Source organism: Microbacterium aurum (genome assembly GCF_016907815.1).
Classification (GTDB): Bacteria; Actinomycetota; Actinomycetes; order Actinomycetales; family Microbacteriaceae; genus Microbacterium; species Microbacterium aurum.
On sequence record NZ_JAFBCQ010000001.1, the window covers coordinates 2,899,613 to 2,925,671 of the forward strand.

Sequence of the window (26,059 nt, forward strand, 5' to 3'; positions counted from 1 at the left end):
GGATGCCGCGGGCATTGCTCGAGGATTCCCGCGGAACGCGCCACCTGAAGCGGGGCCGGCGTGCCGTGCGGGGTCACGTGCGCCGTAGGGGTATGCGATATATTGCATATCGTGCCTGTTCCCGCCGAGACACTGCCGCGCCGACCACTGCTGCGCGAAGACGTCCTCGCGCGGCTGCGCGACGCCATCGTCGACGGCACCCTCGCCCCCGGCGAGCAGCTGCGCGACGGCGACCTCGCCGCCTGGCTCGGCGTCAGCCGCACCCCCGTGCGCGAAGCGCTGCTGGAGCTCGGCCGCGCGGGCCTCGTCCGTGCGGTGCCGGGACGGTCGACGGCGGTCGCTCCGGTCGACGCCGACGCGGTCCGCGATGCGCAGGCCGTCGTCGCCGCGATGCACGCCCTCGCCGTGCGCGACGCCGTCCCCCGCCTCACCCCCGGCGACCTCGACGCGATGCGCGCCGCGAACGCCGACTTCGCCGCCGCCCACCGTCGCGGCGACGTCGACGCCGCGATGGATGCCGATGACCGCTTCCACCGGGTCGCGATCGACGTCAGCGGCAATCGGGCCGTCGCCGGCGTGCTCGCCCAGTACGAGCCGGTGCTCCGCCGCGCCGAGCGCCTGCGGTTCGGCTCCCACGAGGGCGAAGCCTCCGCCGCACGGCACGCGCAACTGATCGAGCTGTGCGCTGCGGGCGACGCCGATGCTGCCGCGCGTCTCACCGAACAGATCTGGCAGACCCTGACCGCCGACCTCCCGTCATCCACCGTCGAACAGGACACCGCATGAAGCTGCACGAGTTCCCCCGCCACCCGCTCACGTTCGGGCCGAGCCCGCTGCAGCACCTGAAGCGCCTCACGCAGCACCTCGGCGGCGCGCAGGTATGGGCCAAGCGCGAGGACGTGAACAGCGGCCTCGCGTTCGGCGGCAACAAGGTCCGCAAGCTCGAGTACATCGTCCCCGACGTCCTCGCCTCCGGCGCCGACACGCTCGTGTCGATCGGCGGATACCAGTCCAACCACACCCGTCAGGTCGCCGCCGTCGCCGCCCATCTGGGGCTGAAGGCCCGCCTCGTGCAGGAGAAGTGGGTGCCGTGGGATGACTCCACGAACGACAAGGTCGGCAACCTCCTGCTCTCCCGCATGATGGGCGCCGACTCCCGACTCGACGACGCCGGCTTCGACATCGGCATCCGCGACTCGTGGAAGCAGGCCCTGCAGGAGGTGGAGTCCGCCGGGGGCACGCCCTACCCCATCCCCGCGGGCGCCAGCGAGCACCGGCTCGGCGGTCTCGGTTTCGCGAACTGGGCGTTCGAAGTCGCCGAGCAGGAGAAGGCGCTCGGCGTCTTCTTCGACACGATCGTCGTGTGCACCGTCACGGGTTCGACCCACGCCGGCATGATCGCGGGCTTCGCGGCGCTGGAGGACCTCACCGGCGTGAGGCGCCGCGTCCTCGGCATCGACGCCTCGGCGACCCTGGAGAAGACGCGCGATCAGGTCGCCCGCATCGCCCGCAACACCGCCGAGCTCATCGAGCTCGGCCGCGACCTCCGCGACGACGAGATCCAGGTGCTGGAGGGATGGGCGGGCGAGCTCTACGGCATCCCCGTCGCATCGACGATGGATGCCATGGCGCTCGGCGCGCAGCTCGAGGCGATGATCACCGACCCGGTCTACGAGGGCAAGTCGCTCGCCGGGCTCATCGACCTGGTGCGCTCGGGCGACATCCCCGCGTCGTCGACCGTGCTGTACGCCCACCTCGGCGGCCAGCCCGCCATCAACGCCTACCACTCCCTCTGGGACCCCGCGGCCTGACGATCTCGTTTCGAAAGCAGGGCGAAACGCGCCTTCCGGCCCCCAGAGCGGCCGGAGATGTCGATTCGCCCTGCTTTTCGAACATCGGCGGCATCCGAACGCGGCGGCATCCGGCGTCTGCGACGTCCTGGCGCCGGCGGCATCCGGCGGGGTCGTCAGCGCCTGCCGCTCGCCGTGGGACTCGGCGCCGTCACCCGGGCGAGCGGACCGACGCCCTCGCGCCGCTGGAAGACGAGGTGCGTCTCGGTCGTGCGAACCGACTCGTGCACGGTGATGTGCTGCAGCACGATGTCGCGGAGCGCAGTCGCATCTTCGACCGCGACGTGCACGAGGAAATCGTCCTCGCCGGCGACGTGGAACGCCTCGATCACGCCGGGGGTCGCGACAATCGCGTCGAACAGCCGGCCGACGCCTTCGCGCGTGTGCCGGCCCAGCCGCACCCGAATGACCGCCTGCAGCGGAAGACCGAGGGATGCCGGGTCCAGCACGACCTGCACGCCGGAGACCACGCCGCGGGAGCGGAGCGAGCGCACCCGATGGGCGCAGGTCGATTCGGCGATGCCGAGCTCGTCGGCGAGGGCCTTGTTGGATCGCCCCGGTGACCGCACGAGAGCGGCGAGCAGCCGCAGATCGAGGTCATCCAGACCCGACGCACCCGCTTGCGCATCCACCAATGCCGCCTCCTCTTCTCGTCTCGATATTGCTCGATCACGTGGGATCTGGTCAACGGCTTGCGTGATCCGCAACATGCGACCCGTGCAGCTGCACTGTCCGCCACAATGCCGGCATGGACCACCTCGATACTCTCGCCGTGCACGCCGGTCGCGACGACCTCGCCGACCTCGGCGTCCACACTCCCCCGCTGGATCTGTCCTCGACCTATTCGCTGCCCGACGTCGAACGCGGCGGAGACTCCTACGAGGCACTCGCCGGGGGCGGCACTCCCCTCGCAGGAGGCAGCCACGTCTACGCGCGTCTGTGGAACCCGACCGTGGCGCGCTTCGAGCAGGCGCTCGCCGCACTGGAGGGTGCCGACGCGGCCGTCGCCTTCGCCTCCGGCATGGCGGCGCTCACCGCCGCTGTGCTCTCCCACACCACCGCCGTCGCCCGCCCGCACGTCATCGCCGTCCGCCCGCTCTACGGCGGCAGCGATCACCTGCTGTCGACGGGCCTGCTCGGCACCGAGGTGACGTTCTGCGCCGCCGACGAGATCGCCGCGCACCTCCGCCCAGACACCGGCCTGGTCGTCATCGAGACCCCCGCCAACCCCACCCTCGAACTCGTCGACATCGCCGCCGTCGTGGCGCAGGCAGGCGAGGTGCCGGTGCTCGTCGACAACACGTTCGCCACCCCCGTGCTGCAGCAGCCGCTCCGCCATGGCGCCGCGATGTCACTGCACAGCGCGACGAAGTATCTCGGCGGACACGGCGACGTCGTCGGCGGCGTGATCGCCTGTTCCGACGAGACCGCGGCGGCGCTGCGCCGGGTGCGGGCGATCACCGGCGGCATCCTGCACCCGCTCGGTGCGTATCTCCTGCACCGCGGACTGCCGACGCTGCCGCTGCGGATGCGGGCGCAGCAGGCGTCGGCCGAGCGGATCGCTCGCCACCTCGTGAGCCACGACGCCGTCTCCGAGGTCTTCTACCCCGGCCTGGATGGCGACCCGGAGGGCCTGCTGACCCGGCAGCAGCACGGGGCCGGAGCGATGCTGTCGATCCGGCTGCGCGGCGGGTACGACGCGGCTGCGCGGGTGGCGGCATCCACCCGGCTGTTCACGCACGCCGTGTCCCTCGGCGGCGTCGATTCGCTGATCCAGCATCCGGCGGCCCTGACCCACCGGCCGGTCGCGCCCGACGCACGGCCGGATGCCGACATCCTGCGCCTGTCGATCGGTCTCGAGCACGCCGACGACCTCATCGCCGACCTCGAGGCGGCGCTCGATGCGGTGCGGACGCTCGCCGGCCCGGCCGCCGCGACGGCCGGCGCTGTCGCGAAAGCAGGCTGAACCGGCCCGCCGACGGGCCGGAAGGCGCCGCGAGGTCGATCCGCCCTGCTTTTCGAACGTCATCGACGGCGCGGGCGCGCGGCGCGGCTCGCCGGCGCGGCGCGCCGCCGGCGCGCGGCCCCGCGCCGGCGGCGGCCCAGCGGCGCGACGGCCCCCGCCCCCGGCCCCTCCCGGGCCGCACCAATCAGACGGTGACGACCTGCGCGGTGCCGACGGGGGCGTCCGGGCCGAGCTCGGCGGCGATGCGGTTCGCCTCTACGATGAGGGTCTGCACGATCTCGGCCTCGGGCACGGTCTTGATGACCTCGCCCTTGACGAAGATCTGGCCCTTGCCGTTGCCGCTGGCGACTCCCAGGTCGGCCTCGCGGGCCTCGCCGGGGCCGTTGACGACACAGCCCATGACGGCCACGCGCAGCGGCACCGTCATGTCCTTCAGCCCCTCGGTGACGTCGTTGGCGAGCGTGTAGACATCGACCTGCGCGCGCCCGCACGACGGGCACGAGACGATCTCGAGCTTGCGCTCGCGGAGGTTCAGCGACTGCAGGATCTGGTGGCCGACCTTGACCTCTTCGGCGGGCGGCGCCGACAGGGAGACGCGGATCGTGTCGCCGATGCCCTCCGACAGGAGGATGCCGAAGGCCGTCGCACTCTTGATGGTGCCTTGGAACGCGGGGCCCGCCTCGGTGACGCCGAGGTGCAGCGGCCAGTCGCCGCGCTCCGCGAGCAGGCGGTACGCCTTCACCATGACGATCGGGTCGTTGTGCTTGACCGAGATCTTGAAGTCGTGGAAGTCGTGCTCCTCGAACAGGCTCGCCTCCCAGACCGCGCTCTCGCACAGGGCCTCGGGGGTGGCCTTGCCGTACTTCTCGAGCAGTCGGCGATCGAGCGATCCGGCGTTCACACCGATGCGCAGCGACACCCCGGCATCCTTCGCGGCCTTCGCGATCGCGCCCACCTGGTCGTCGAACTTGCGGATGTTGCCCGGGTTCACGCGCACCGCGGCGCAGCCGGCGTCGATCGCCTGGAAGACGTACTTCGGCTGGAAGTGGATATCGGCGATCACCGGGATCTGGCTCTTCTTCGCGATGATGTGCAGCACGTCCGCGTCGTCCTGCGAGGGCACCGCGACGCGCACGATCTCGCAGCCGGATGCCGTGAGCTCGGCGATCTGCTGCAGCGTCGCGTTGATGTTCGTCGTGGGCGTCGTGGTCATCGACTGGACGCTCACGGGGGCGTCGCCGCCGACGAGCACCTTGCCGACCTTGATCTGACGGCTCTTGCGGCGCGGGGCGAGGACGTCCGGCACACGCGGCATCCCGAGGTTCACAGCTGGCACCGGACCAGCCTACGCCGCGGCGACCGGACGAAGGCTGAGCGCTGCCGCTGACGTGTGCGCATGAGCATGAGCCACCGGCTGGGCCGCATGAGCGGCCGCGACCCGCGAGAGCCGCACCGCGCGGCGACTCCCCCGGAGCTGCTGTTCGATCTGACGTTCGTCAAGCGCTACAGCCTGCTCGTCATCATCGCCCTCGGCGAGGTGGTGCTCGGCACGATCCTGACGATCTCCGCCGGCGTGCAGGAGAACCAGTGGACCGTGGATGCCGCGCTGCTCGCCGTCGCCGTCGCCGCCGTCGCCGCCGGGGCCACGCTCGCGTGGGGACTGCTCATCGTCGCCGCCTCCCCCGCTGTGCTCGTCGTCGGCTATGAAGCCGGTGGGTGGCGCCGCAAGCAGGAGCTCGTGGCGCGGGTGAGCGCTGCGGCCGTCTGATATCGTGACCGCATGTTCGCGCGCAGCTCCTGGTGGCACACCCGCTGAGGCGGTGTGTACGCGCGACCGGTAATCCCGAAGAGACACAGACCGCCCATCGAGGCGGTCTTTTCGTTCCAGCGACGAGCGGTCCGCCCGAACCACAGAAAGGCCCGGCATGACTCCGAGCCCGTCCGCCCAGCCCGACGCGCTGTCCGCCGTCCTCGCGTCGGGTGCGCCCTTCGCCCTCATCGCCCGCGACGAGAGCACCGTCGAGCTCCTCACCGGCGACGTCGTCGACGTGGCGCTGCTCGCCGACATCCCCGTGACGGATGCCGACGGCACACCGCGCGAAGTGCTCGCCCTCGTGCCGTACCGACAGGTCGTCGAGCGCGGCTTCGAGTGCCACGATGACGCCGCACCGCTGCGCTGCCTCGTCGTCGCCGAGCACACCCACCTGCCGCGCGCCGAGGTGATGGCCGCCCTCCCCACGGCCCCGGTGCCGCTGCACGACGCCGGCTTCGACATCGCCGACGCGGAGTACGCCGACATCGTGCGGACGGTGATCGCCGATGAGATCGGTCGCGGCGAGGGCGCGAACTTCGTCATCCGCCGCGACTACACGGCATCCGTCGACGGCGACGCGCTCACCGCGGGCCTCACGTGGTTCCGGGCGCTGCTGGAGCACGAGCGCGGCGCGTACTGGACGTTCCTCGTCTCCACCCCCGGCCATCTCGCGGTGGGCGCGAGCCCCGAGGCGCACGTCAGCGCGACGGGCGGCGTCGTCACGATGAACCCGATCTCGGGCACCTTCCGTCACCCCGCCGGCGGCGCGACGGCGGAGACCCTCGCGGAGTTCCTCGGCTCCACCAAGGAGACCGAGGAGCTGTTCATGGTCGTCGACGAGGAACTCAAGATGATGAGCGCCGTCTGCAGCGACGGCGGCCGCATCACCGGGCCGCACCTGAAGGAGATGTCGCGGCTCACCCACACCGAGTACATGCTGCGCGGGCGCAGCACGATGGATCCGCGTGACATCCTGCGCGAGACCATGTTCGCTCCGACCGTCACCGGCTCGCCGATGCAAAACGCGTGCACGGTCATCAAGCGGCACGAGCGCGCGCCGCGCGGCTACTACTCGGGTGTCGCGGCGCTGTTCACCCCGTCCACCGGCGCCGACGGGAGTGCGGCAGGGCACGACCTCGACGCCCCCATCCTCATCCGCACCGCCTACCTGGTGGACGGACGCCTGCGCGTGCCGGTCGGCGCGACGCTCGTGCGCCATTCCGACCCCGACGGCGAAGTGAGCGAGACCCACGGCAAGGCGGCCGGCGTGCTCGGCGCGATCGGCGCGGTGCCCCGCGACGAGGTCGCCGAAGCTGCCGCCCTCGACGAGGACGCCCCCACCGCGCAGCCCCGTCGCCTCGCCGACGACCCGCACATCGCGGCCCTGCTCGCCGCACGCAACGAGCGGCTCGCGCCGTTCTGGCTGAACCCGCAGGCCTCCGGCGAGGCGGGACCCTTCGCCGGGTTGACGGCTGTCGTGATCGACGCCGAGGACCGGTTCACGACGATGCTCGCCCACCAGCTGCGTCACCTCGGGTTCGCCGTGACGATCGTGCCGTGGGACCGGGCGGATGCCGCCGCGCAGGACGTCGCCGACCTCGTCGTGGCCGGCCCCGGACCGGGCGACCCGCGCGACAGCGCGAACACGCGCATCGCGGCGATGCGCGGCGTCGTGGACGCGCGGCTCTCGAGCGGCCGGCCGCTCGTGGCCGTCTGTCTCAGCCACCAGATCCTCGCCGACCGCCTCGGCATCGGTCTCGGCCCGCTCGCGGCGCCGCACCAGGGGCTGCAGAAGACGATCGACGTGTTCGGCACGCCGGCGTCCATCGGCTTCTACAACACGTTCACCGCACGGGTCGACCCGGGCACCACGAAGCTGGGTACGACCCAGATCGCGGCGGACCCGGCATCCGGCGACGTGTACGCGCTCCGCGGTCCCGGCTACGCGTCGGTGCAGGGGCACCTGGAGTCGATCCTGTCGCGCGACGGTCTGGCGACCCTCGAGCGCCTCGTCGCGCACGCCCTGACCCCGGTCGACGCGGCGTAGCGGGTCGGCAGCCGGCGCGACGGCACCGCGTCCGCGGCGTGGTCAGCCGAGCAGCTGCACCGGGTTGATGAGGTCGGCCAGGATGAGGATGCCGCCCATCACGACCAGCGCGATGACCACGACGAACGTCACCGGCACGAGCCGCGTCGCATCCACCGGAGCCGGAGGCGGTCGCCGCCAGAGCTTCGCCCACGCGCGCTTGATGCCGTCCCACAGCGCCACGACGATGTGACCGCCGTCCAGCGGCAGCAGCGGGATGAGGTTGAAGACGAACAGCGCGATGTTGAGCGACCCCAGCAGCCCCAGCAGCGTCGAGACGCGGTCGAGCACCGGCGCGTCGGTCGCGGCCACCTCGCCCGCCAGGCGCCCCACGCCGACGACCGACAGGGGGCCGTTGGGGTCGCGGTCGTGACCGGCGATCATGTCTGCGGCGGTCTGGTAGACGCGGGCGGGCAGCTGCCACATGATGCCGGCGACCTGCCCCGCCTGCGCGAGCGCCGCCTCGGGTCCCTCCCAGATCGGCTGCCGCACGTACTCCGTCGTCGCCGTCATCCCGACGAAGCCGACCTCGGCCGTGGTGACCGCGCCGTCGGCTCCCCGTACCTCGCGCTCGGCGAGCATCGGCGTCACGCGGAGGGTCTGCTCGGCGCCGTCCCGGCGCACGACGACGTCGAGCGTGCGGTTCGGCGCCGCCTGGATGATGGCGGATGCCGCCGCGAAGCTGTCGACGTCGGTGCCGTCGACCGAGACGATGACGTCGCCGGGCTGGATGCCGGCTTCGGCGGCGGGCGACGCGGGATCGTCAGGGGCGCAGGCGGTCTGGGTCGATCCGGCCGGCAGCACGCATTCGCTGACCGCGGCGATCGTGGTCGTCGCGGTCTGCACGCCGATGCCGCTGAAGACGATCGCGAACAGCACCACCGCCAGGACCAGGTTCATCAGCGGGCCGCCGAGCATGACGATGACGCGCTGCCACACCGGCAGCTCGTAGAACGCCCGGCGTCCGTCGTCGCCGGCGAGGGTCTCGTCGTTGGCGAGACGCGCGTCCTGCACCATCGTGGCGAAGAAGCCGCCGCCCGCCTTGCCGGCGGTGCCCGCGGCGGCGGGAGCGCCGGCGGCGGGGGCGTCCGCGGTCGCGGTCGCGTCGGGCGACGGCGGGTACATCCCCGCCATGGAGATGTAGCCGCCGAGCGGCAGCGCTTTCACGCCGTATTCGGTCTCGCCGATGCGCCGTGACCACAGGGTCGGGCCGAACCCGATCATGTACTGGCCGACCCGCACGCCGAACTTCTTGGCGGGCACGAGGTGACCGATCTCGTGCAGCGCGATGGAGACCGCCAGCCCGACGACGAGCAGCACGACGCCGATGAGGAAGGCGATGACGGTCACGAGCGTCGAGGGTATCGTGACCCGCTTTGAGTTTGCCCAACCGGTCCCGGCACGGCCGGTAGGCTCGTCGGGTGGATTCCCGGCGGCAGGCGGCGCGACGCGCGCGGGCGCTGCGCGGGTTCGCGGCGGCATCCGTCGCGGTCGTCGTCTCGGCCACCGCGCACACGCTCTCCGGGGGCGGTGCTCCGCCGGCCTGGCTGCTCGTAGCCGTCGCCCTGCTGGCGACCCCCGTCGCCGTCGCCCTCGTCGGCGACCGTCCCCGCCCGCTGCGCCTCGGCGCGGCCGTCGCGCTCGCGCAAGCCGCGCTGCACCTCGCGTTCGCCGCCGTCGGCACGGCAGCCCCCGTCGCCGCCGGTCACGTTCACGGCGGGACGTCGCTCGGCGCCGGGCCGGTCGCCCAGGCGCATGTGTTGCATGCCTCGGGCGGCATGATGATCGGTCACGCGATCGCCGCCGCCGTCACCGTCGTGCTCCTCGCGCGCGGCGAGCGGATGCTGGCGGCGCTCGCCCGCGGCATCCGCCGCCTCCTGCCGCGCCCCGCCGCCCCCACCCTCGTCCCGCGGGCGCCGCGGGTGCGCGCGCTGGCCCCGCTGCCGGTGACACTGCCTACGCTGCCGCCCTTCTCCCTGTCCCGTCGGGGGCCGCCCGCGCTCGCGCGCTGAGCATGGCCTTCGCGGCATCCGCCGCACCCGACACACAGAGAGAAACCTTCATGAACAGCACGTCCCCGCGCCGCCGCGCGCGCCTTCTCACCGGCGTCCTCGCCGGAGCCGTCCTCGCCGTCGCGGCACCCCTCGCCGCCTCGGCCCACGTCCACATCACCCCCGACACCTCGAATGCCGGCGCCACCACGCGCCTGGCGTTCTCGTTCAGCCACGGCTGCGACGACTCCCCGACCACCGCGATCACGATCACCATCCCCGACGGCATCGACGGGGTGACCCCGGTGCTCGACGGCGCCTGGAGCATCTCTCGGGAGGTCGGCGACGACGGCATCCCGACGAGCGTCACCTACACCGCCGTCACGCCGGTGGAGACCGGGGTGGCCGCCTCGGTCGCCCTCGACGTCATCTTCGCGTCGTCCGCCGCGAACACCGCCGTCGCCTTCCCGGTGCTGCAGACCTGCGAGGTCGGGTCCACCGACTGGTCCGAGGTCGCCGGCGACGGCCAGACCGAGGACGACCTCGCCGCTCCCGCACCGGTCGTCGCGGTCGGCGCCGTCGCCGCGGCGGGAGACAGCCACGGCCACGGGGCCGCGACCGAGGCCGCCACCGACGGCGAGCACGCGCACGACGAGGCGGATGCCGCGGCCACCGCATCCGACGCCGACCCGGTCGCCCGCTGGCTGAGCGGCGGCGCGCTCGTGGCCGCCCTCGCCGCGCTCGTCGTCGCCGTGGTCGGACGCCGCCGGCGCGCCTGAGCGCCACTGCTCGGAACGGGTCGAACCGGTCCGCACCGGCGGGGTCGCCGCGGCTGCGCGGCGACCCCGCCGCGTGCGGGGCGGGGTGAGAGGATGGGAGCGCTATGACTACCGGCTCGCACCTCCCGCCCGTCCTGCGCCCGGCGCACCCGCCCCGTCGCCGGCTCGACGACCTCGCGGCACGCTTCGGCGGCGATGTCCGCGGCGACGCGGCAGCGGTCGAGCTGACCGGTCTCACCCTCGCGACGGCGGACCTGCGCCCCGGTGAGGCGTTCGTCGCGATCCGCGGCGTCAACCGGCACGGTGCCGAGTTCGCGAAGGCGGCCGCGGCCACCGGTGCCGTCGCCGTCATCACCGACGAGGCGGGGGCGGCGATCGCCGCCGACTCCGGTCTGCCCGTCGTTGTCGTCGACGACCCGCGCGCGCTCCTCGGCGACCTGTCGGCCTGGGTCTATGACACGGCCGAGAACCTGCCGGTGCTGCTCGCGACGACCGGTACCAATGGGAAGACGAGCGTCTCGCACCTGCTCGAGGGCATCCTCGCGCAGCTCGGCGTCGTCACAGGCCTGTCGTCGACGGCGGAGCGCCACATCGCCGGCGAGGTCATCGTCTCGCGTCTGACGACACCCGAGGCATCCGAGTTCCACGCCCTCCTCGCCCTCATGCGCGAGCGCGGCGTCGAGGCCGTCGCCGTCGAAGTCAGCGCGCAGGCGCTCAGCCGCCACCGCGTGGACGGCATCGTGTTCGACGTCGCCGGATTCACGAATCTCACCCATGACCACCTCGACGACTACGCCGACATGCGGGAGTACTTCGAGGCGAAGCTGCCGCTGTTCCGCCCCGACCGGTCCCGTCGCGCCGTCGTGTGCCTCGACTCGTCGTACGGCGCGGAAGTCGCCGCCCGCAGCGAGGTGCCGACGGTCACGATCGTCACGCCCGCGATCGCGGCGGCTGCCGCGGCATCCGCCGACTGGACCGTCGAGATCGTCGCCGAGCGCCAGGACGGCACCGAGTTCACGCTCACCGGCCCCGCCGGTGCGCTGACGACGACCGTGCCGGTGATCGGACGACACATGGCCGCCAACGCCGGTCTCGCGATCGTGATGCTCCTCGAGGCCGGCTACCCCTGGGCGCGCCTGACCGACGCGCTCGACGGACAGCGCATCGACGCGCACCTCCCCGGCCGCACGCAGCGCGTCTCGGGCGAGCGCGGCCCCGCGGTCTACGTCGACTTCGGCCACTCACCCGATGCGTTCGAGAAGACGCTCGCCGCGGTGCGGCGGGTCACCCCCGGCCGAGTCGTGATGGTCTTCGGCGCCGACGGCGACCGCGACGCGACCAAGCGACTGGACATGGGGCGCACGGCGGTGGAGGGCAGCGATCTGCTGATCGTGACCGATCACCATCCGCGTCACGAGGATCCCGACAGCATCCGCGCGACGCTCGTCGACGGCGCCCGGCGCGCCCGGCCCGATGCCGAGATCCTGGAGTTCTCGCCGCCCGAGCGCGCCATCATCGAGGCCGTCGCCCGTGTCGGTGAGGGCGACGCGATTCTGTGGGCCGGTCCCGGCCACCAGGACTACCGCGACATCCGCGGCGTCCGGACCCCGTACTCGGCGCGCGAGCTCGCCCGCCGCGCGCTGCGCGACGCGGGGTGGCCCGTGCCGGAACCGTCCTGGCCCGTGCCGTACCCGGCCGACGAGACCCCCCTGTCGGACCCCGCGCGCGACTGGCGCTGACCTCGCGACGAGCGTCGCCCATGGCGTATGTGGTCAGGCCACAACGAAGCGCCCGCGAATGCCGTGGCGGTTGTGGCTTTCCGAAGCCTTCGCTATGTGGTCTGACCACTGGTTCTATCCTGGGGTCATGACCACCGTCACCCCCACCACTGCCCAGGACGCACAGCCCGCAGCCTGGACCGGCTTCACCGCCGGCCCGTGGCAGGACGAGATCGACGTTCGCGACTTCATCCAGCGCAACTACACGCCCTACACCGGCGACGCCACCTTCCTCGCCGGCCCCACCGCCCGCACCACCCGCATCTGGGAGACGCTCGCGGGCATGTTCCCCGCCGAGCGCGAGAACGGCATCTACGACGTCGACACCCACACCCCCGCCGGCATCACGGCGCACGCGCCCGGCTACATTGCCGAGGGCGACGAGGTCATCGTGGGCCTGCAGACCGACGCGCCGCTCAAGCGCGCCATCATGCCCAACGGCGGATGGCGCATGGTCGAGGGCGCCCTCGAGACCTACGGCTACGAGGTCGACCAGACCCTGAAGACCGTGTTCAGCGAGTACCGCAAGACGCACAACCAGGGCGTGTTCGACGTCTACCCGCCCGCTGTCCGCGCCGCGCGCAGCTCTCACATCATCACAGGCCTCCCCGACGCCTACGGCCGCGGGCGCATCATCGGCGACTACCGTCGCGTCGCGCTGTACGGCGTCGACCAGCTCATCGCCGCGAAGAAGGTCGACAAGCTGGGCCTGGACACCACGCCGTTCAGCGAAGAGGTCGTGCGCATGCGCGAGGAGCACGCGGAGCAGATCCGCGCGCTCGGCGAACTGAAGCAGATGGCGGCATCCTACGGATACGACATCTCCGGTCCCGCGACGACCGCCAAGGAAGCCGTGCAGTGGCTGTACTTCGCCTACCTCGCCGCCGTCAAGGAGCAGAACGGCGCGGCCATGTCGCTCGGGCGCACGTCGACGTTCCTCGACATCTTCATCCAGCGCGACCTCGAGGCCGGCACGCTCACCGAGACCGAGGCGCAGGAGATCATCGACGACTTCGTGATCAAGCTGCGGATCGTCCGGTTCCTGCGCACCCCCGAGTACGACGCGCTCTTCTCCGGCGACCCGACGTGGGTCACCGAGACGATCGGCGGCATGGGCGAGGACGGGCGCCCGCTCGTCACCAAGAACTCGTTCCGCTACCTGCAGACGCTCTACAACCTGGGCCCCGCCCCCGAGCCCAACATGACGGTCTTCTGGAGCCCGCAGCTGCCGCAGGGCTTCAAGGACTACTGCGCGCAGGTGTCGATCGACACCTCGGCGGTGCAGTACGAGTCCGACGAGATCATCCGCCCCGCGTGGGGCGACGACGCCGCGATCGCGTGCTGTGTGAGCCCCATGCGGGTCGGCAAGCAGATGCAGTTCTTCGGCGCCCGCGTGAACCTCGCCAAGACCCTGCTCTACGCCATCAACGGCGGTCGCGACGAGGTCTCCGGCAAGCAGGTCTCGCCGGCCACCGCGCCGGTGGGTGAGGGCCCGCTCGACTTCGACGACGTCATGGCGCGGTTCGACAAGACGATGGACTGGCTCGCCGAGACGTATGTCGAAGCCCTCAACTGCATCCACTGGTCTCACGACAAGTACGCGTATGAGCGCATCGAGATGGCGCTGCACGACAAGGACGTGCTGCGCACGATGGCCTGCGGCATCGCCGGCCTGTCGGTCGCCGCCGACTCGCTCTCGGCCATCAAGTACGCCACGGTCGCCCCCGTGTTCGATGAGCGCGGCATCGTCGTGGACTACGAGACAACCGGCGAGTTCCCCACGTACGGCAACGACGACGACCGGGCCGACGCGATCGCCGTCGACCTCGTCGAGCGCTTCATGGCGAAGATCCGCCGCCACCCGATGTACCGCAACGCGCTGCCGACCCAGTCGGTGCTCACGATCACCTCCAACGTGGTGTACGGCAAGGCCACCGGCAACACGCCCGACGGCCGCCGCGCCGGCGAGCCGTTCGCCCCGGGCGCCAACCCGATGAACGGCCGCGACACGCACGGGATGCTGGCCTCCGCCCTCTCGGTCGCGAAGCTCCCCTACGCCCAGTCGCAGGACGGCATCTCGCTGACCAACACGGTGGTTCCCGCCGGGCTCGGCCGGACGAAGGACGAGCAGGTGCACAACCTGGCCGGTCTCCTCGACGCCTACGTCGGGTCGCAGGGCTATCACATGAACGTCAACGTGCTGAACCGCGAGACGCTCGAAGACGCCATGGAGCACCCCGAGAACTACCCGCAGCTGACGATCCGCGTCTCGGGCTACGCCGTGAACTTCGTGCGGCTCACCCGCGAGCAGCAGCTCGACGTGCTGTCGCGGACCTTCCACGGCTCGGTCTGAGCCCTCCCCGGAGCCGACGATCATGGCCGCCACGATGCTTCCCGCCGTCCTTCCCGAGGACGTGGTGGCCCTGGACCTCCCCGTCCAGGGCGCCGCGCCCGGGCGGCGGGCCGGCGCGGGCCTGGACGGATGGACCGTCGAGGACGTCGACCGGCACGAGCGTCTCACCGCGATGCGCGAGGGCCGGCTCGGATCGGTGCACTCGTGGGAGCTCGTGACCGCCGTGGACGGCCCGGGGACGCGCCTGACGACGTTCCTCAGCGGCTGCCCGCTGCAGTGCCTGTACTGCCACAATCCCGACACGCTCGCGATGAAGGACGGCAAGCCGGTCACGAGCGACGAGCTGCTGGCCCGCATCGCGCGGTACACGGGCGTCTTCCGCGCCACCGGCGGCGGCATCACCCTCTCCGGCGGCGAGGTGCTGATGCAGCCCGCCTTCGCGGCGCGGATCCTCCGCGGCGCGAAGGAACTCGGCGTCCACACCGCCATCGACACGTCCGGATACCTGGGCGCCGCGGCATCCGACGCCCTGCTCGACGACGTCGACCTCGTGCTGCTGGACGTCAAGAGCGGCGACCCCGACACCTACACGAAGGTCACCGGGCGCGAGCTGGAGCCCACGCTCGCCTTCGGACGGCGGCTGGCCGAGCGAGCGGGCGGTCCCGAGATCTGGGTGCGGTTCGTGCTCGTCCCGGGTCTCACCGACGACGCCGAGAACATCGAGCTGGTCGCGCGGTACGCGGCATCGCTGAACGAGATCCGTCCCGGTGCGGTGAGCCGGGTCGAGGTGCTGCCGTTCCACCAGATGGGTCGCGACAAGTGGGAGGCCCTGGGCCGCACCTACGAACTCGCCGACACACCGCCGCCGACCCCGGAATCGACGGAGCGGGTGCGCGCGCAGTTCCGTGCGCACGGCCTCGTCACCTACTGACCGCTCCCCGGCGCGCGGTCAGTCGGCGGCAGCGATGACGGCGTCGGCGGCGTCGCGCGCCCAGCGCTCGGCCTCGGCGAGCGTCTGCCGGGTGAGTTCGGCAGGTGCCGTGTGCGCGTCGACGACACGGGCGATCGTGTCGAGGATGCCGGGAAAGCCCAGCCTGCCGTCGTGGAACGCGTCCACGGCCTGCTCGTTGGCCGCGTTGAAGACGGCGGGGTAGGTGGCGCCGGCGCGGCCCACCTGCTTCGCGAGCGCGACGGCGGGGAAGGCCGTCTCATCGAGCGGTTCGAACGTCCACGACTGCGCCGTCGTCCAGTCCAGCGGCGCGCCGACACCGGCGACGCGGTGCGGCCAGTCGAGGCTGAGCGAGATCGGCAAGCGCATGTCGGGCGGCGACGCCTGCGCGATCGTGGAGCCGTCGACGAACTCCACCATGGAGTGGACGATCGACTGCGGGTGGACGACGACGTCGATGGCGTCGTAGTCGATGCCGAACAGCAGGTGCGCCTCGATGACCTCGAGCCCCTTGTTGACGAGGGTCGCCGAGTTGGTCGTCACCACGCGCCCCATATCCCACGTGGGGTGCGCGAGCGCCTGCGCCGGCGTGACCGCTGCCAACTCCGCGCGACTGCGGCCGCGGAAGGGGCCGCCGGATGCCGTGACCACGAGCCGTCGCACCTCGGCATCCGTCCCCGCGCGCAGCGCCTGCGCCAGCGCCGAGTGCTCGGAGTCGACCGGCACGATCTGACCGGGGGCGGCGAGCGCCGTCACGAGCTCACCGCCGACGATGAGAGACTCCTTGTTGGCGAGGGCGAGCGTGCGGCCGGCCTCGAGCGCCGCGAGCGTCGGCCCGAGGCCCACGGATCCCGTGATGCCGTTGAGCACCACGTCGGCGTCGACGTCGCGGACGAGCTGCTCGGCGGCATCCACTCCCAGGGCAGTGTGCGCGACACCGAACTCGGCCGCCTGCGCGGCGAGCAGGTCGGCGTTGCGGCCGGCAGCGAGACCCACCACCTCGAAGCGGTCGCGGCGGTCGCGGATGACGTCGAGCGCCTGCGTCCCGATCGAGCCGGTGGAGCCGAGGATCAGGATGCGGCGCATGACGATCAGCCTATCGAGCGCGACCGGGGCGTAGCGGCCGGGCGCCGTACGCCCGGCCGGGCGCGATCACTCGGTCGAGGTCGGCGTCGCCTGCTGAGCGCCGAGGATGTCGACGACGAAGACGAGGGTCTCGCCCTTCAGGTCGGTCGAGTTGATCTCGCCCTCTCCGTAGCCCTCGGCGGGAGGCATCACCACGAGCACCTGGGACCCGACGGTCTGCCCTTCGAGAGCCTTCTGGAAGCCCGTGACGACGCCCGTCGTCGAGAACGACGTGGGCACGCCACCCTTGTCCCAGGTGGAGTCGAACGTCTCGCCGTTCGACCACCGCACGCCCGTGTACTGCACGAGCACCTGGTCGCCGGTCTGAACCGTGTAGCCGTCGCCCTTCTTCAGCACCGCGACCTGCGTCTCGGTGGGCGCGTCGCCACCGGGCAGGGTGATCGTGGGGGCGCCGTTGTCGGCGAGCGCGACGGTCGGCATCCCCTCGACGGGGGCCTGCTCCTCGCCCCATGCCGCGCTCGGCACGATGCTCAGCAGGTCGACCACGTACACCTGAGCGGCCGACGACTCGCTCGCCGGGAACGCGGCGACGACGCGCTCGCCGGGCGCACCGCAGCCCAGCACCTGGCCGAGCGGGCTGTCGGCGGAGATCTGCGTGGGCATGAGCTGCCCGGGCTCGTAGCCGATCTGACCGATCTCCTCGCCGCTGTCGGCGTCGTACGCCGTCATCGCGTACGAGACGAAGTCTCCTGCCGTGATGGGCGTGCCCGATCCCTCCGACACGACGGTGGCCTGCAGTTCGCTGACATCGAGCGGCGAGGTGAACGCCACCGTCGGGGCCGCGCCGGCATCACCCGAGACGGTGACGGCGTCGGAGGCGGCGCCGGCGGGGGCCTGCGCGTCGCAGAGGTCGACCGCGGCGGCATCCGTCGCACTCGGCGACGCGCTCGTGTTGCCTCCGCCCAGGCCGGAGCACCCAGCGAGCAGAACGACCGAGACGGCGGCGGCGGACAGGGCGGCGAACGGGCGCAGGCGCAAGAGAAGACCTCACAGAAGGGGAGACGGGAACCCCACCATCCTGGCGCACTTTCTTCTGTGCCCGCTGGGAGCATCGCCTCGCCCGCCATGCGCGAAGCGGAATGGATTCGGGAGTACCCTCGTCTGGTGACCGCCCCGACTCCCGCTGCCGACGCACCCGGTTCGGAGCCCCCCGCGGCGAGTGACATCGACGAGGGTCAGGTCCCCGGCATCGGCGCGACGTACGTGTTGGGCCGTTGGGTGATCGCCCCGCTCGCACGTCTCATCTACCGGCCGCGCATCGAGGGCCGCAAGAACTTCCCGCGCAAGGGCGCGGTCATCCTGGCGAGCAACCACCTGTCGTTCATCGACTCGTTCGTCATCCCGATGGCCGCTCCCCGCCCGGTGCGCTTTCTCGCCAAGTCGAGCTACTTCGACGGCAAGGGTGTGAAGGGCTGGTTCTCGCGGGAGTTCTTCTACGCCGTCGGTGCGTTCCCGGTGCAGCGCGGCGCGGGGCAGGCGGCGCTGGATGCGCTCGACCAGCAGCGTCGCATGCTCGAGGCCGGATGGTCGACCGCGCTCTATCCCGAGGGCACCCGGTCGCTCGACGGCCGGCTGTACAAGGGTCGCACCGGCGTCGCGTTCCTCGCGCTGCAGACCGGCGCGCCGGTCATCCCGGTCGGGCTCGTCGGCACGAACGAGATCATGCCGGTCGGGGCGAAGTTCCCGCGGCTGCGTCCGCGCGTGACGGTGCGCTTCGGCGAGCCGCTCGACCTCTCGCACCACGGATCGGCGGAGTCGGGCAAGGCCCGGCGCCTCGCCACCGACGAGATCATGGCGGCCATCCATGCGCTGTCGGGTCAGGAGCTGGCGAACGCCTACAACGAGGCGCCCGCCGCGAACCCGGTGGAACGCCTCAAGCAGGTGCTCCCGCACGAGCGCCGCTGACCCCGGGTCTGCGTCGCGGGGGCCGCTGGCTGCGGGTCGGCGTTCCGAAAGCAGGCTGAAACGACCGATTCGGCCGTCGCGAGCCCCGCCGAGACCGTTTCAGCCTGCTTTCGCGACGGCGCGCCCCACCCACGCCGCCGCCGCGCGCCGCGCCGACTCCCCGAACGCCGCTGACCGCGGGACGGCGTTCCGGAAGCAGGCTGAAACGACCGATTCGGCCGTCGCGAGCCCCGCCGAGACCGTTTCAGCCTGCTTTCGCGACGGCGCGCCCCACCCACGCCGACATCGCGCGGTCGACTCCCCGAACGCCGCTGACCGCGGGACGGCGTTCCGAAAGCAGGCTGAATCGACCGATTCGGCCGCCACGGCCCCCACCGAGACCGTTTCAGCCTGCTTTCGCGACGGCGCGCCCGTCGAACGTCGCCACCGCGCACGGCTCATCGCTCTCTCCCCAGGTCGCGGTTTCGGCGATCTCTCCACAGTTCGGCCTCTCCCGCCGCACCGCAGGGCCGCGGGGGACAAGGCTGACCGTCATGTTCAGATCCCGTCCGCCGGACGCCGGCCCTGCCCCCTCCTTCTTCCGCACCCGCGACCTGGTGGAACGGGGATGGCGCGGCCGCGACATCCGCACCGCCGCCGGCCTCGGCAGGCTGGTCACGGTGCGCCGCGGCGCCTACTGCACGGCCGACACCGACGCCGACTGCGTCGAGGCGGGACGGACGCGCGGGCGGCTCGCCTGCATCTCGGAGCTGCGCCGACGCGGCGTCTTCGTCCTGGACCATTCGACACGGCACATCCACGTCACCGCGGACGCGGCGCGCCTGCCCGCGATGAGCGCGCACGGCCGTGTACATCGCGAGCAGCTGTCGCGCACGCCGCATCCGCGGTCGATGAGCGTGGACGTCTTCGACGCGCTGCGTGAGGCGGTCCTCTGCCAGCCACCCCGCGCGGCGATCGCCACCATCGACTCGGCGCTGCACCTCGGCGTCTTCCCGCACGACGAGTTGGACGAACTGTTCGCGGCTCTGCCCCGCCGCTACCGGCGGCTGCGGCGACTCCTGGATTCACGGGCGGAATCGGGGCCGGAGACCCTCATGCGCTTGATCCTGCGTTCGATCGGATGCGTCTTCGACATCCAGGTCGTGATCGCCGGCGTCGGGAGGGTCGACTTCGTGGTGAACGGCTGGCTCATCATCGAGTGCGACAGCGAGGAGCACCACTCGTCGTGGGCGGACCAGAAGCGGGACCGGCGCCGCGACCAGGCGGCCGCCGCCCGCGGATACGCCACCTACCGGCCGATCGCCGAAGACATCCTCTGGCATTCGGACGAGGTCCGAGCCGCGATCGTCGGCCTGCTCGCGGCTCGCGCGACCATCTGACGGTGCGATCGTGTCGCGAAAGCAGGCTGAACAGTGCGTCGGGACGCTCAAGGGCGGCTGCGGGGTCGATTCAGCCTGCTTTCGGAACAGCATCGCCCCGGAACGGGATCGGGTGCGGGCCGCGGGTCGGCCGCGGAGCGCGGGCAGACCCCGGAACGGGATCGGCCGCGGGCCACAGGGCGCGGGCCGCGACCACGGAGCGCTGGCCGCGGCGGCGCGCCGCGCACCGCGGCACGCGCAGCGCGGCGCGTCAGTCGCCGAGGGCGGTGACCACGGCGTCGTGGCGCACCGGGAAGTTCACCGAGTTGGCGATGAAACACCACTCGTGAGCCTGCGCGTGCGCGGCCTCGGCCGGCTCGATCATGGATGCCGACGCCACCACGACCCGCGGATGCAGCGTCACCTCGGTGAACGCTCCGCCGCCGCGGCCGTCCTCGGTCATGAGCCCCGTCGCGTCGTCGTCGTAGGAGACGACGACGACGCCCGCCTGCACGCACGCGTGCAGGTACGACAGCAGGTGACACTCCGACAGCGCCGCCAGCAGCAGATCCTCCGGGTTCCACTTCGCGCCGTCGCCGCGGAACGGGCGGTCGCTCGAGGCGGCGAGGTCCGGCTTGCCGTCGATCGAGATCGTGACCGAGCGGTCGTAGTCGCGGTATCCGCTCGTCCCGGTTCCCCGGTTGCCCGTCCAGCGACTGCGCAGCGCGTAGCGATGTTCACCCAGCATCCGGTCAGTCTGCCACGGTGCCAGGATGCACGGGCGGATGCCGGCACCACCCCGGCACCACCCCGGCACCCCCGGCACCACCACGGCACCACCACTCGGGCCACCCCGGCCGGAACGGCGCGCGACGATAGGCTGACGGGGTGGCAGAGACCTTTCCGGTGACCGGGGCCGTCGAGCTCGCCGTCGTCGAGCGCAGCGGCTTCGTGGAGTCGCGCCACGCGGGAGCGGCGATCGTGCTCGACCCGGACGGCGTGGTCCAGACCACGCTCGGCGACGTCGACACGCCGATCCTCCCCCGCTCCAGCCTCAAGCCGCTGCAGGCCCTCGGGTGCCTCACCGCCGGCGTGACGCTGGACGGCGAGCGCCTCGCCCTGGCCACCGCGAGCCACGCGGGCACCGACCGTCACGTCGCCGTCGTCCGCGACATCCTCCACTCCGCCGGCCTCGGCGAAGACGACCTCGGCTGCCCGCCGTCCTGGCCCACCGATACCGCCACTCGCGACGAGATGGTCCGCGAGCTCGGCCGGCCGGAGCGGGTGCGCATGAACTGCTCCGGCAAGCACGCCACCATGCTGGCCGCTTGCGTCGCGCGCGGCTGGGACACCGCCGGGTATCTCGATCCCGAGCATCCGCTGCAGCTGCACATCCGCGAGGTCGTCGAGCGGCTGACGGGCGCGAAGGTCGCCGCGACCGCCGTCGACGGCTGCGGCGCACCCGTGCACGCGATGAGCCTGACGGCGCTCGCGCGCGCCGCGCACCGCATCGGCACCGCCTCCGAACGCTCGCCGTTCGGGCTGCACCGTCTGGCGGGCACGCTCGTGCGGGCGGTGCGCGAGAACCCGTGGGCCATCGACGGCCCTGGACGCCCCGACACGATCGCCATCGAGCGCCTGGGCGTGTTCGCGAAGGGCGGCGCCGAAGGCGTCATGATCATGACCGCGCCGAACGGGGTGACCGTCGCCCTCAAGGTGCTCGACGGCAGCGGACGCGCCGCGACCGCCATCGCCCTCACGCTGCTCGTACGCGCCGGCGCCCTCGCGGCCGCCGATGTCGCCGGCGTGATCACCCAGCTTCCATTGACCGTGACCGGCGGCGGAAACCCGGTCGGCCTCATCCGGCCGACGATATAGCCGTCCCGACGCTCACGAGGCCGACGGACTCAAGGAGGAGTCTCATGCGCATCTGTGTCCCCACCGAGATCAAGAACAACGAGTACCGGGTGGCCCTGACCCCCGCGGGGGTCCATGACCTCACCGCCGCCGGCCACGAGGTCGCGGTGCAGCGCGGCGCCGGCGCCGGCTCGTCGATGAGCGACGACGAGTATGCCGCGGCCGGCGCGATCCTGCTCGACGACCCCGCCGAGATCTGGGCGCGCGCCGAACTGCTGCTGAAGGTGAAGGAGCCGATCGCCGCGGAGTACGACTACTTCCGCGACGACCTCGTGCTGTTCACCTATCTGCACCTGGCGGCCGATCGACCACTGACCGAGCGCCTGCTCGCCGACGGCGTCACCGCGATCGCCTACGAAACCGTGCAGCTGCCGGGCGGCACGCTGCCGCTGCTCGCGCCGATGAGCGAGGTCGCGGGACGTCTCGCCCCGACCGTGGGGGCGGCGACGCTGCTGCGCTCCGCGGGCGGACTCGGACTGCTGATGTCGGGCGTGCCGGGCACCCGCCCGGCATCCGTCACGGTCATCGGCGGCGGCGTCGCGGGCGCCAACGCCGCCGTGATCGCTGCAGGGCTGGGGGCGGACGTCACCATCTTCGACACGAACATCCAGCGCCTGCGCTTTCTCGACGACCACTTCCAGGGGCGCGTCAAGACCGCCGCATCGAACCCGCTGGACCTCGACCGCGCCGTTGTCGGCTCTGACCTCGTCATCGGGTCGGTGCTCATCCCGGGCGCGAAGGCGCCGAAGCTCGTGACCAACGACATGGTCGCGCGGATGCGGCCCGGTTCGGTGCTCGTCGACATTGCCGTGGACCAGGGCGGATGCTTCGAGGACACCCATCCGACCACGCACGCCGATCCGACCTTCCCGGTGCACGGCAGCGTGTTCTACTGCGTCGCCAACATGCCCGGCGCCGTGCCGAACACGTCGACCTCGGCGCTGACCAACGCGACACTGCCCTACGTCCGTCGGATCGCCTCGGCGGGATGGCGCGAGGCGCTGCGCACCGACCCCGCGCTGGCGCTCGGCCTGAACACGGCGGGCGGCCACGCCGTCAATGCCGGTGTCGCCGCGGCGCACGACCTGTCGGCCGCCGCTCTCGAGGACGTCCTCGTCTGACCGCGACGGGAGCGCGGGCGGCCCGATCGGCGCCAGCCGCGGTCACCGCGGCAGGACGACGCGCGCGACGTCGCCGCCCGGACGAAGCAGCCACGCACGACCCGCGCCGGGGCTGGCGTACGGCGGCAGCTCGCGCCGCCCGGTGAGGGAGCGGTACTCCGGCGCGCACTCCGCCGCGATCACGACGTCGCACGCCGCCCGCATCGCGGCGAGCAGCCGCCACTGCCCGAGCCACGCCTCCGGCGTGCCCCAGACGACGGTCCCCGGCGCCGCAGCCGCTCCGGTGCCCGCCGCAGCCGATCCGGCGCCCGCCGCGGTCGCCCCGGCAGGACCGGCGGATGCCGCGGCCTCGTCCACCGTGGACAGGCGCACGCCTCCGCCGGCGAACCGCTCGGCCGACACCCCGGGTGGCAGCACGAGGGCCGTGGGCGTCCGCCCGGGCCGCCAGGATCGCGGCTGCCCGGATGCCGCACCCCCGGCGGCGCCGGGCACAGCACCGGGCACAGCATCGGGCACAGCACTCGGCCCCGCACCCTGCGCCGCACCCCGGGCCGAGCCCGGGACCGCGGCCGGGAACGCCGCGCCGGCCGGCGGCGCATCCGGCATCGCGAACTGCACGAGCCGCCGCCCCCACCGGCCGCGTCCGGGCGGCTGATCGCCGGCGTAGTCGGCCGATTCGCCACCCGCCGCGACGTGATCGGCGCGGGAGGCCAGCGGCAGCAGCGCCCGCCCCGGCAGAAGCTCGATCGTCCGCGACAGCGCACCCGACACACGCGCTGCCGCCACGACGACGAGCATCCCCCGGCCGCGCGCCTCGCGCGCGGCGCGCTCCAGCCGCGCCAGCCATTCCGCGGCGTACTCGGCGGGCAATCGACCGGCGATGACGTCGGCATCGTCGACGAGCAGCGCCGTCCCGCCCGGCGCCGCATCCACCGCGGCCAGCGCGTCCCACGCCCCCTCCGGGTCGGCGGGGACCCACATGACCCGCGGATGCTGGGCCGCGACCGTCCGCAGCAGCGTCGTGCGACCGCTGCCCGACGCTCCCACCACAGCGAACCCGCCGCACGCGCCGACGGCGTCCCCGCCTGATGCACCCCCGACCGCAGCATTCGCCCCGCCCGCCGCCGCCACCACGCCCGGCAGCAGCAGCGCCGGTTGCCGCTGATGCTCGGGCTCGTCGACGAGTCCGAGCGCGATCCGACCGGGTTCCGCGACGCGCGACAGCGGCACGAGGGCGGGGAGCGCGGGCAGCCACGGCGCCCGGGCACGCTCGGCCGTGGGCGCCGAACCGGCGACCGCGGCGAGATCGCCGGGCGCGCACCGTGCGACGCGTACGCGGAGAGCCGCGGAGTCGGCGGCTCGACGCACGAACGCCACGCCCCGGGCGCTGGGCGCGCCGGGCAGGTGCGCGGCTTCGTCGGTGCCGAGCACGGCGCGCGAGTCGGCGGCATCGGTCACCCGCAGCGCGATCCGCAGCGGCGCGTTGGCGAGCACCGCGTCGCGGAACGATCCGGCGGCGCGCTGCGAGGCGAGCACCAGGTGCATGCCGAGCGCGCGGCCGCGCGCGGCGATGTCACCGAACAGCTCGTGAAGCCCCGGGTGGGCGGCCACGAGCGCGGCGTACTCGTCGACGACGATCACGAGGCGCGACAGGATGCCGGGGTCATCGCCGATCTCCCGCGCCCCGGCCTCGGCGAGCACCCGCTCGCGGTGCCGGATCTCGGCGCGCAGGCTCTCGACGGCGCGGAGCGCCTCGGCGTCATCGAGGTCGGTCAGCACCCCCGCCACGTGCGGCAGACCGGCGAGTGCGTCGAAGGTGCGGCCGCCCTTGAAGTCGACGAGCAGGAACGAGACCTCCCGCGCGCTGCGGCCGCGGCACATCCCCGCGACCCAGGTGGTCAGCAGCTCGCTCTTGCCCGACCCGGTGACCCCGATGACGACGGCATGAGGGCCGTCGGCGACGAGATCGACGAGGACGGCCTCTCCCCCGGACGATCCGATCCACGTCGCCAACGATTCCGCCGACGGCGCCGCGGCGGGCAGATCCGCGAACGCGACCGCCCCGTCGATCCGCTGCCCCAGCTGCGCGGCCCGCGCCGCGAGTTCGTCGGCGACGGTGAGCGCCTGACCGGCGGACACCGCCTCGACGCGGATCTCGCGCGTGGCGCCGCCGTGCTCCAGCCGCGCCCGCCCCGGCGCCGTCAGCGTCAGCACCGCCGCGCACCGCGGTGGCGGGGGCGCGCCGTCCGCGACGCGCACGATCGGGATGTCGACGTCGTCCGGCACGCTGCGCCCGTGCGGTGCCACGAGCAGGGTCGCGCCGCCGGCGGCCTCGCGCTGCGGCAGCCGCGCCGGCAGCGCGTCGGCATCCCGCTCCCCGGCACCCACGACGCGCACACGGCCCGGCGGATGCGCGAGACACACCTGCAGCGCGAGCGCCCGCGCGACCGCCGCGGCGGCGGGTGCGGGTCCGCAGACCGCGATGCCCGCTTGCAGCGGCACCGCGACGGGCGCGTCCTCGAGCAGCCGCGCGCGTCGCCGCACGGCGCGGGCGGCGTCGTCGTGCGGCTCGCCGTCCACGCGCACCGCGCTCCGGGCGGTGCCGCGACCGACGACGACGACCTCCTCCCGCCCCGGAACCTGACGCCAGATCTCGCCGGGCGCGGCGCAGTATCCCGCGACGTCGGGCGTCCGCGCCCAGGCCCGGCGACGTTCGTCGGCGTGACGCTCGGCGAGCGCCGCGTCGATCGCGGCCAGTTCCGTCGTCGCCTGACGGCGTGCCCGGCGGGCGACGCGTCGCGATCCGCGCAGCCCGTCGGCGAACCCGGCGATCGCCAGCACCGGGCCGAGGGCGGCGAACCAGAGCGAATACACCGAACCTGTCAGCCGCCAGAGGACCACGGCGCCGATGACGGGCACGACGGCGGTGAGGAGCGGAATCGCCGGTCGCGGTGGCGCCGGCGGGGGTGCGGGCAGCCGGATCGCGTCGCCGGCATCCGTGTCGAGGTCCTCGTGATGCATGCGCGACAGTCAAGCGCGTCGCCGCG

General features: G+C 72.9%; 21 protein-coding genes. 14 read left to right on the forward strand and 7 right to left on the reverse strand.

The window, feature by feature from the left end; all coding sequences use genetic code 11:
• Nucleotides 1-111 precede the first annotated feature (111 nt).
• On the forward strand, nt 112-786 hold the full coding sequence (locus tag JOD60_RS14275; protein ID WP_076691294.1) for a GntR family transcriptional regulator: 675 nt from the start codon (nt 112-114) through the stop codon (nt 784-786).
• Complete coding sequence (locus JOD60_RS14280) at nt 783-1,811, forward strand: 1-aminocyclopropane-1-carboxylate deaminase (RefSeq protein ID WP_076691295.1); 1,029 nt, start codon at nt 783-785, stop codon at nt 1,809-1,811. Before JOD60_RS14275 ends, JOD60_RS14280 begins: the two co-directional genes overlap by 4 nt.
• A 155-nt stretch (nt 1,812-1,966) precedes the next feature.
• Here JOD60_RS14280 and JOD60_RS14285 read toward each other — a convergent pair whose 3' ends face one another.
• Nucleotides 1,967-2,482, reverse strand: a complete 516-nt coding sequence (locus JOD60_RS14285; RefSeq protein ID WP_232321626.1) for an Lrp/AsnC family transcriptional regulator — start codon at nt 2,480-2,482, stop codon at nt 1,967-1,969.
• Nucleotides 2,483-2,598: 116 nt separating this feature from the next.
• Here JOD60_RS14285 and JOD60_RS14290 point away from each other — a divergent pair, with 116 nt between their 5' ends.
• Nucleotides 2,599-3,816, forward strand: coding sequence for a trans-sulfuration enzyme family protein (locus JOD60_RS14290; protein WP_076691297.1), 1,218 nt, complete (start codon nt 2,599-2,601; stop codon nt 3,814-3,816).
• 184 nt (nt 3,817-4,000) lie between these two features.
• Here JOD60_RS14290 and ispG read toward each other — a convergent pair whose 3' ends face one another.
• Complete coding sequence (gene ispG, locus JOD60_RS14295) at nt 4,001-5,152, reverse strand: flavodoxin-dependent (E)-4-hydroxy-3-methylbut-2-enyl-diphosphate synthase (RefSeq protein ID WP_198159056.1); 1,152 nt, start codon at nt 5,150-5,152, stop codon at nt 4,001-4,003.
• 60 nt (nt 5,153-5,212) lie between these two features.
• Between ispG and JOD60_RS14300 the strand changes: the two genes are divergently transcribed.
• Nucleotides 5,213-5,584, forward strand: a complete 372-nt coding sequence (locus JOD60_RS14300) for a hypothetical protein (RefSeq protein ID WP_076691298.1) — start codon at nt 5,213-5,215, stop codon at nt 5,582-5,584.
• 157 nt (nt 5,585-5,741) lie between these two features.
• Nucleotides 5,742-7,676 carry a chorismate-binding protein gene (locus tag JOD60_RS14305; protein ID WP_076691299.1) on the forward strand — a complete coding sequence of 645 codons (1,935 nt, stop codon included), beginning with the start codon at nt 5,742-5,744 and terminating at the stop codon, nt 7,674-7,676.
• 42 nt (nt 7,677-7,718) lie between these two features.
• Here JOD60_RS14305 and JOD60_RS14310 read toward each other — a convergent pair whose 3' ends face one another.
• Nucleotides 7,719-9,065, reverse strand: a complete 1,347-nt coding sequence (locus JOD60_RS14310) for a M50 family metallopeptidase (RefSeq protein WP_076691300.1) — start codon at nt 9,063-9,065, stop codon at nt 7,719-7,721.
• 71 nt (nt 9,066-9,136) lie between these two features.
• On the opposite strand from JOD60_RS14310, the gene JOD60_RS14315 reads away from it, so the two are divergent.
• From JOD60_RS14315 to pflA, 5 genes are all read left to right on the forward strand, one after another.
• Complete coding sequence (locus JOD60_RS14315) at nt 9,137-9,727, forward strand: hypothetical protein (RefSeq protein ID WP_076691301.1); 591 nt, start codon at nt 9,137-9,139, stop codon at nt 9,725-9,727.
• A gap of 50 nt (nt 9,728-9,777) precedes the next feature.
• A complete protein-coding gene (locus JOD60_RS14320) occupies nt 9,778-10,485 on the forward strand; it encodes a DUF1775 domain-containing protein (protein WP_076691302.1) in 708 nt (235 codons plus the stop codon).
• Between the two features lie 104 nt (nt 10,486-10,589).
• Nucleotides 10,590-12,224, forward strand: coding sequence for a Mur ligase family protein (locus tag JOD60_RS14325; RefSeq protein WP_076691303.1), 1,635 nt, complete (start codon nt 10,590-10,592; stop codon nt 12,222-12,224).
• A gap of 127 nt (nt 12,225-12,351) precedes the next feature.
• Nucleotides 12,352-14,616 carry a formate C-acetyltransferase gene (pflB, locus tag JOD60_RS14330; protein ID WP_076692236.1) on the forward strand — a complete coding sequence of 755 codons (2,265 nt, stop codon included), beginning with the start codon at nt 12,352-12,354 and terminating at the stop codon, nt 14,614-14,616.
• A 22-nt stretch (nt 14,617-14,638) separates the two neighbouring features.
• Nucleotides 14,639-15,547, forward strand: a complete 909-nt coding sequence (gene pflA, locus JOD60_RS14335) for a pyruvate formate-lyase-activating protein (protein ID WP_076691304.1) — start codon at nt 14,639-14,641, stop codon at nt 15,545-15,547.
• Between the two features lie 18 nt (nt 15,548-15,565).
• Here the strand turns inward: pflA and dxr are convergent, their stop codons facing one another.
• Nucleotides 15,566-16,651 carry a 1-deoxy-D-xylulose-5-phosphate reductoisomerase gene (gene dxr / locus JOD60_RS14340; protein WP_076691305.1) on the reverse strand — a complete coding sequence of 362 codons (1,086 nt, stop codon included), beginning with the start codon at nt 16,649-16,651 and terminating at the stop codon, nt 15,566-15,568.
• A gap of 66 nt (nt 16,652-16,717) precedes the next feature.
• A complete protein-coding gene (locus JOD60_RS14345; protein ID WP_076691306.1) occupies nt 16,718-17,689 on the reverse strand; it encodes an FKBP-type peptidyl-prolyl cis-trans isomerase in 972 nt (323 codons plus the stop codon).
• Nucleotides 17,690-17,776: 87 nt separating this feature from the next.
• Here JOD60_RS14345 and JOD60_RS14350 point away from each other — a divergent pair, with 87 nt between their 5' ends.
• Both JOD60_RS14350 and JOD60_RS14355 read left to right on the forward strand, forming a co-directional pair.
• Nucleotides 17,777-18,616 carry a lysophospholipid acyltransferase family protein gene (locus JOD60_RS14350; protein WP_084202027.1) on the forward strand — a complete coding sequence of 280 codons (840 nt, stop codon included), beginning with the start codon at nt 17,777-17,779 and terminating at the stop codon, nt 18,614-18,616.
• 533 nt (nt 18,617-19,149) lie between these two features.
• Nucleotides 19,150-19,995 (forward strand): DUF559 domain-containing protein, encoded by an 846-nt coding sequence (locus JOD60_RS14355; RefSeq protein ID WP_076691307.1) that lies wholly within the window; start codon nt 19,150-19,152, stop codon nt 19,993-19,995.
• Nucleotides 19,996-20,245: 250 nt separating this feature from the next.
• Here JOD60_RS14355 and JOD60_RS14360 read toward each other — a convergent pair whose 3' ends face one another.
• Nucleotides 20,246-20,722 (reverse strand): OsmC family protein, encoded by a 477-nt coding sequence (locus JOD60_RS14360; protein WP_076691308.1) that lies wholly within the window; start codon nt 20,720-20,722, stop codon nt 20,246-20,248.
• A 140-nt stretch (nt 20,723-20,862) separates the two neighbouring features.
• Between JOD60_RS14360 and JOD60_RS14365 the strand changes: the two genes are divergently transcribed.
• Nucleotides 20,863-21,852 (forward strand): asparaginase, encoded by a 990-nt coding sequence (locus JOD60_RS14365; protein WP_076691309.1) that lies wholly within the window; start codon nt 20,863-20,865, stop codon nt 21,850-21,852.
• Nucleotides 21,853-21,896: 44 nt separating this feature from the next.
• Nucleotides 21,897-23,012 (forward strand): alanine dehydrogenase, encoded by a 1,116-nt coding sequence (ald, locus tag JOD60_RS14370; protein WP_076691310.1) that lies wholly within the window; start codon nt 21,897-21,899, stop codon nt 23,010-23,012.
• 42 nt (nt 23,013-23,054) lie between these two features.
• On the opposite strand, the gene JOD60_RS14375 is transcribed toward ald, so the two are convergent.
• Entirely contained in the window at nt 23,055-26,033 is a 2,979-nt protein-coding gene (locus JOD60_RS14375; RefSeq protein WP_076691311.1) for an FtsK/SpoIIIE domain-containing protein, read from the reverse strand.
• Nucleotides 26,034-26,059: the final 26 nt, after the last annotated feature.

What these genes read in the sequence shown, in the direction of transcription:
- ald (WP_076691310.1), top strand. Translation starts at nt 21,897, where the DNA reads ATGCGCATCTGTGTCCCCACCGAGATCAAGAACAACGAGTACCGGGTG.
- dxr (WP_076691305.1), bottom strand. Translation starts at nt 16,651, where the DNA reads ATGCGCCGCATCCTGATCCTCGGCTCCACCGGCTCGATCGGGACGCAG.
- JOD60_RS14290 (WP_076691297.1), top strand. Translation starts at nt 2,599, where the DNA reads ATGGACCACCTCGATACTCTCGCCGTGCACGCCGGTCGCGACGACCTC.
- pflA (WP_076691304.1), top strand. Translation starts at nt 14,639, where the DNA reads ATGGCCGCCACGATGCTTCCCGCCGTCCTTCCCGAGGACGTGGTGGCC.
- JOD60_RS14360 (WP_076691308.1), bottom strand. Translation starts at nt 20,722, where the DNA reads ATGCTGGGTGAACATCGCTACGCGCTGCGCAGTCGCTGGACGGGCAAC.
- pflB (WP_076692236.1), top strand. Translation starts at nt 12,352, where the DNA reads ATGACCACCGTCACCCCCACCACTGCCCAGGACGCACAGCCCGCAGCC.
- JOD60_RS14355 (WP_076691307.1), top strand. Translation starts at nt 19,150, where the DNA reads ATGTTCAGATCCCGTCCGCCGGACGCCGGCCCTGCCCCCTCCTTCTTC.
- JOD60_RS14280 (WP_076691295.1), top strand. Translation starts at nt 783, where the DNA reads ATGAAGCTGCACGAGTTCCCCCGCCACCCGCTCACGTTCGGGCCGAGC.
- JOD60_RS14300 (WP_076691298.1), top strand. Translation starts at nt 5,213, where the DNA reads ATGAGCATGAGCCACCGGCTGGGCCGCATGAGCGGCCGCGACCCGCGA.
- JOD60_RS14320 (WP_076691302.1), top strand. Translation starts at nt 9,778, where the DNA reads ATGAACAGCACGTCCCCGCGCCGCCGCGCGCGCCTTCTCACCGGCGTC.
- JOD60_RS14375 (WP_076691311.1), bottom strand. Translation starts at nt 26,033, where the DNA reads ATGCATCACGAGGACCTCGACACGGATGCCGGCGACGCGATCCGGCTG.
- JOD60_RS14350 (WP_084202027.1), top strand. Translation starts at nt 17,777, where the DNA reads ATGCGCGAAGCGGAATGGATTCGGGAGTACCCTCGTCTGGTGACCGCC.
- JOD60_RS14305 (WP_076691299.1), top strand. Translation starts at nt 5,742, where the DNA reads ATGACTCCGAGCCCGTCCGCCCAGCCCGACGCGCTGTCCGCCGTCCTC.
- JOD60_RS14325 (WP_076691303.1), top strand. Translation starts at nt 10,590, where the DNA reads ATGACTACCGGCTCGCACCTCCCGCCCGTCCTGCGCCCGGCGCACCCG.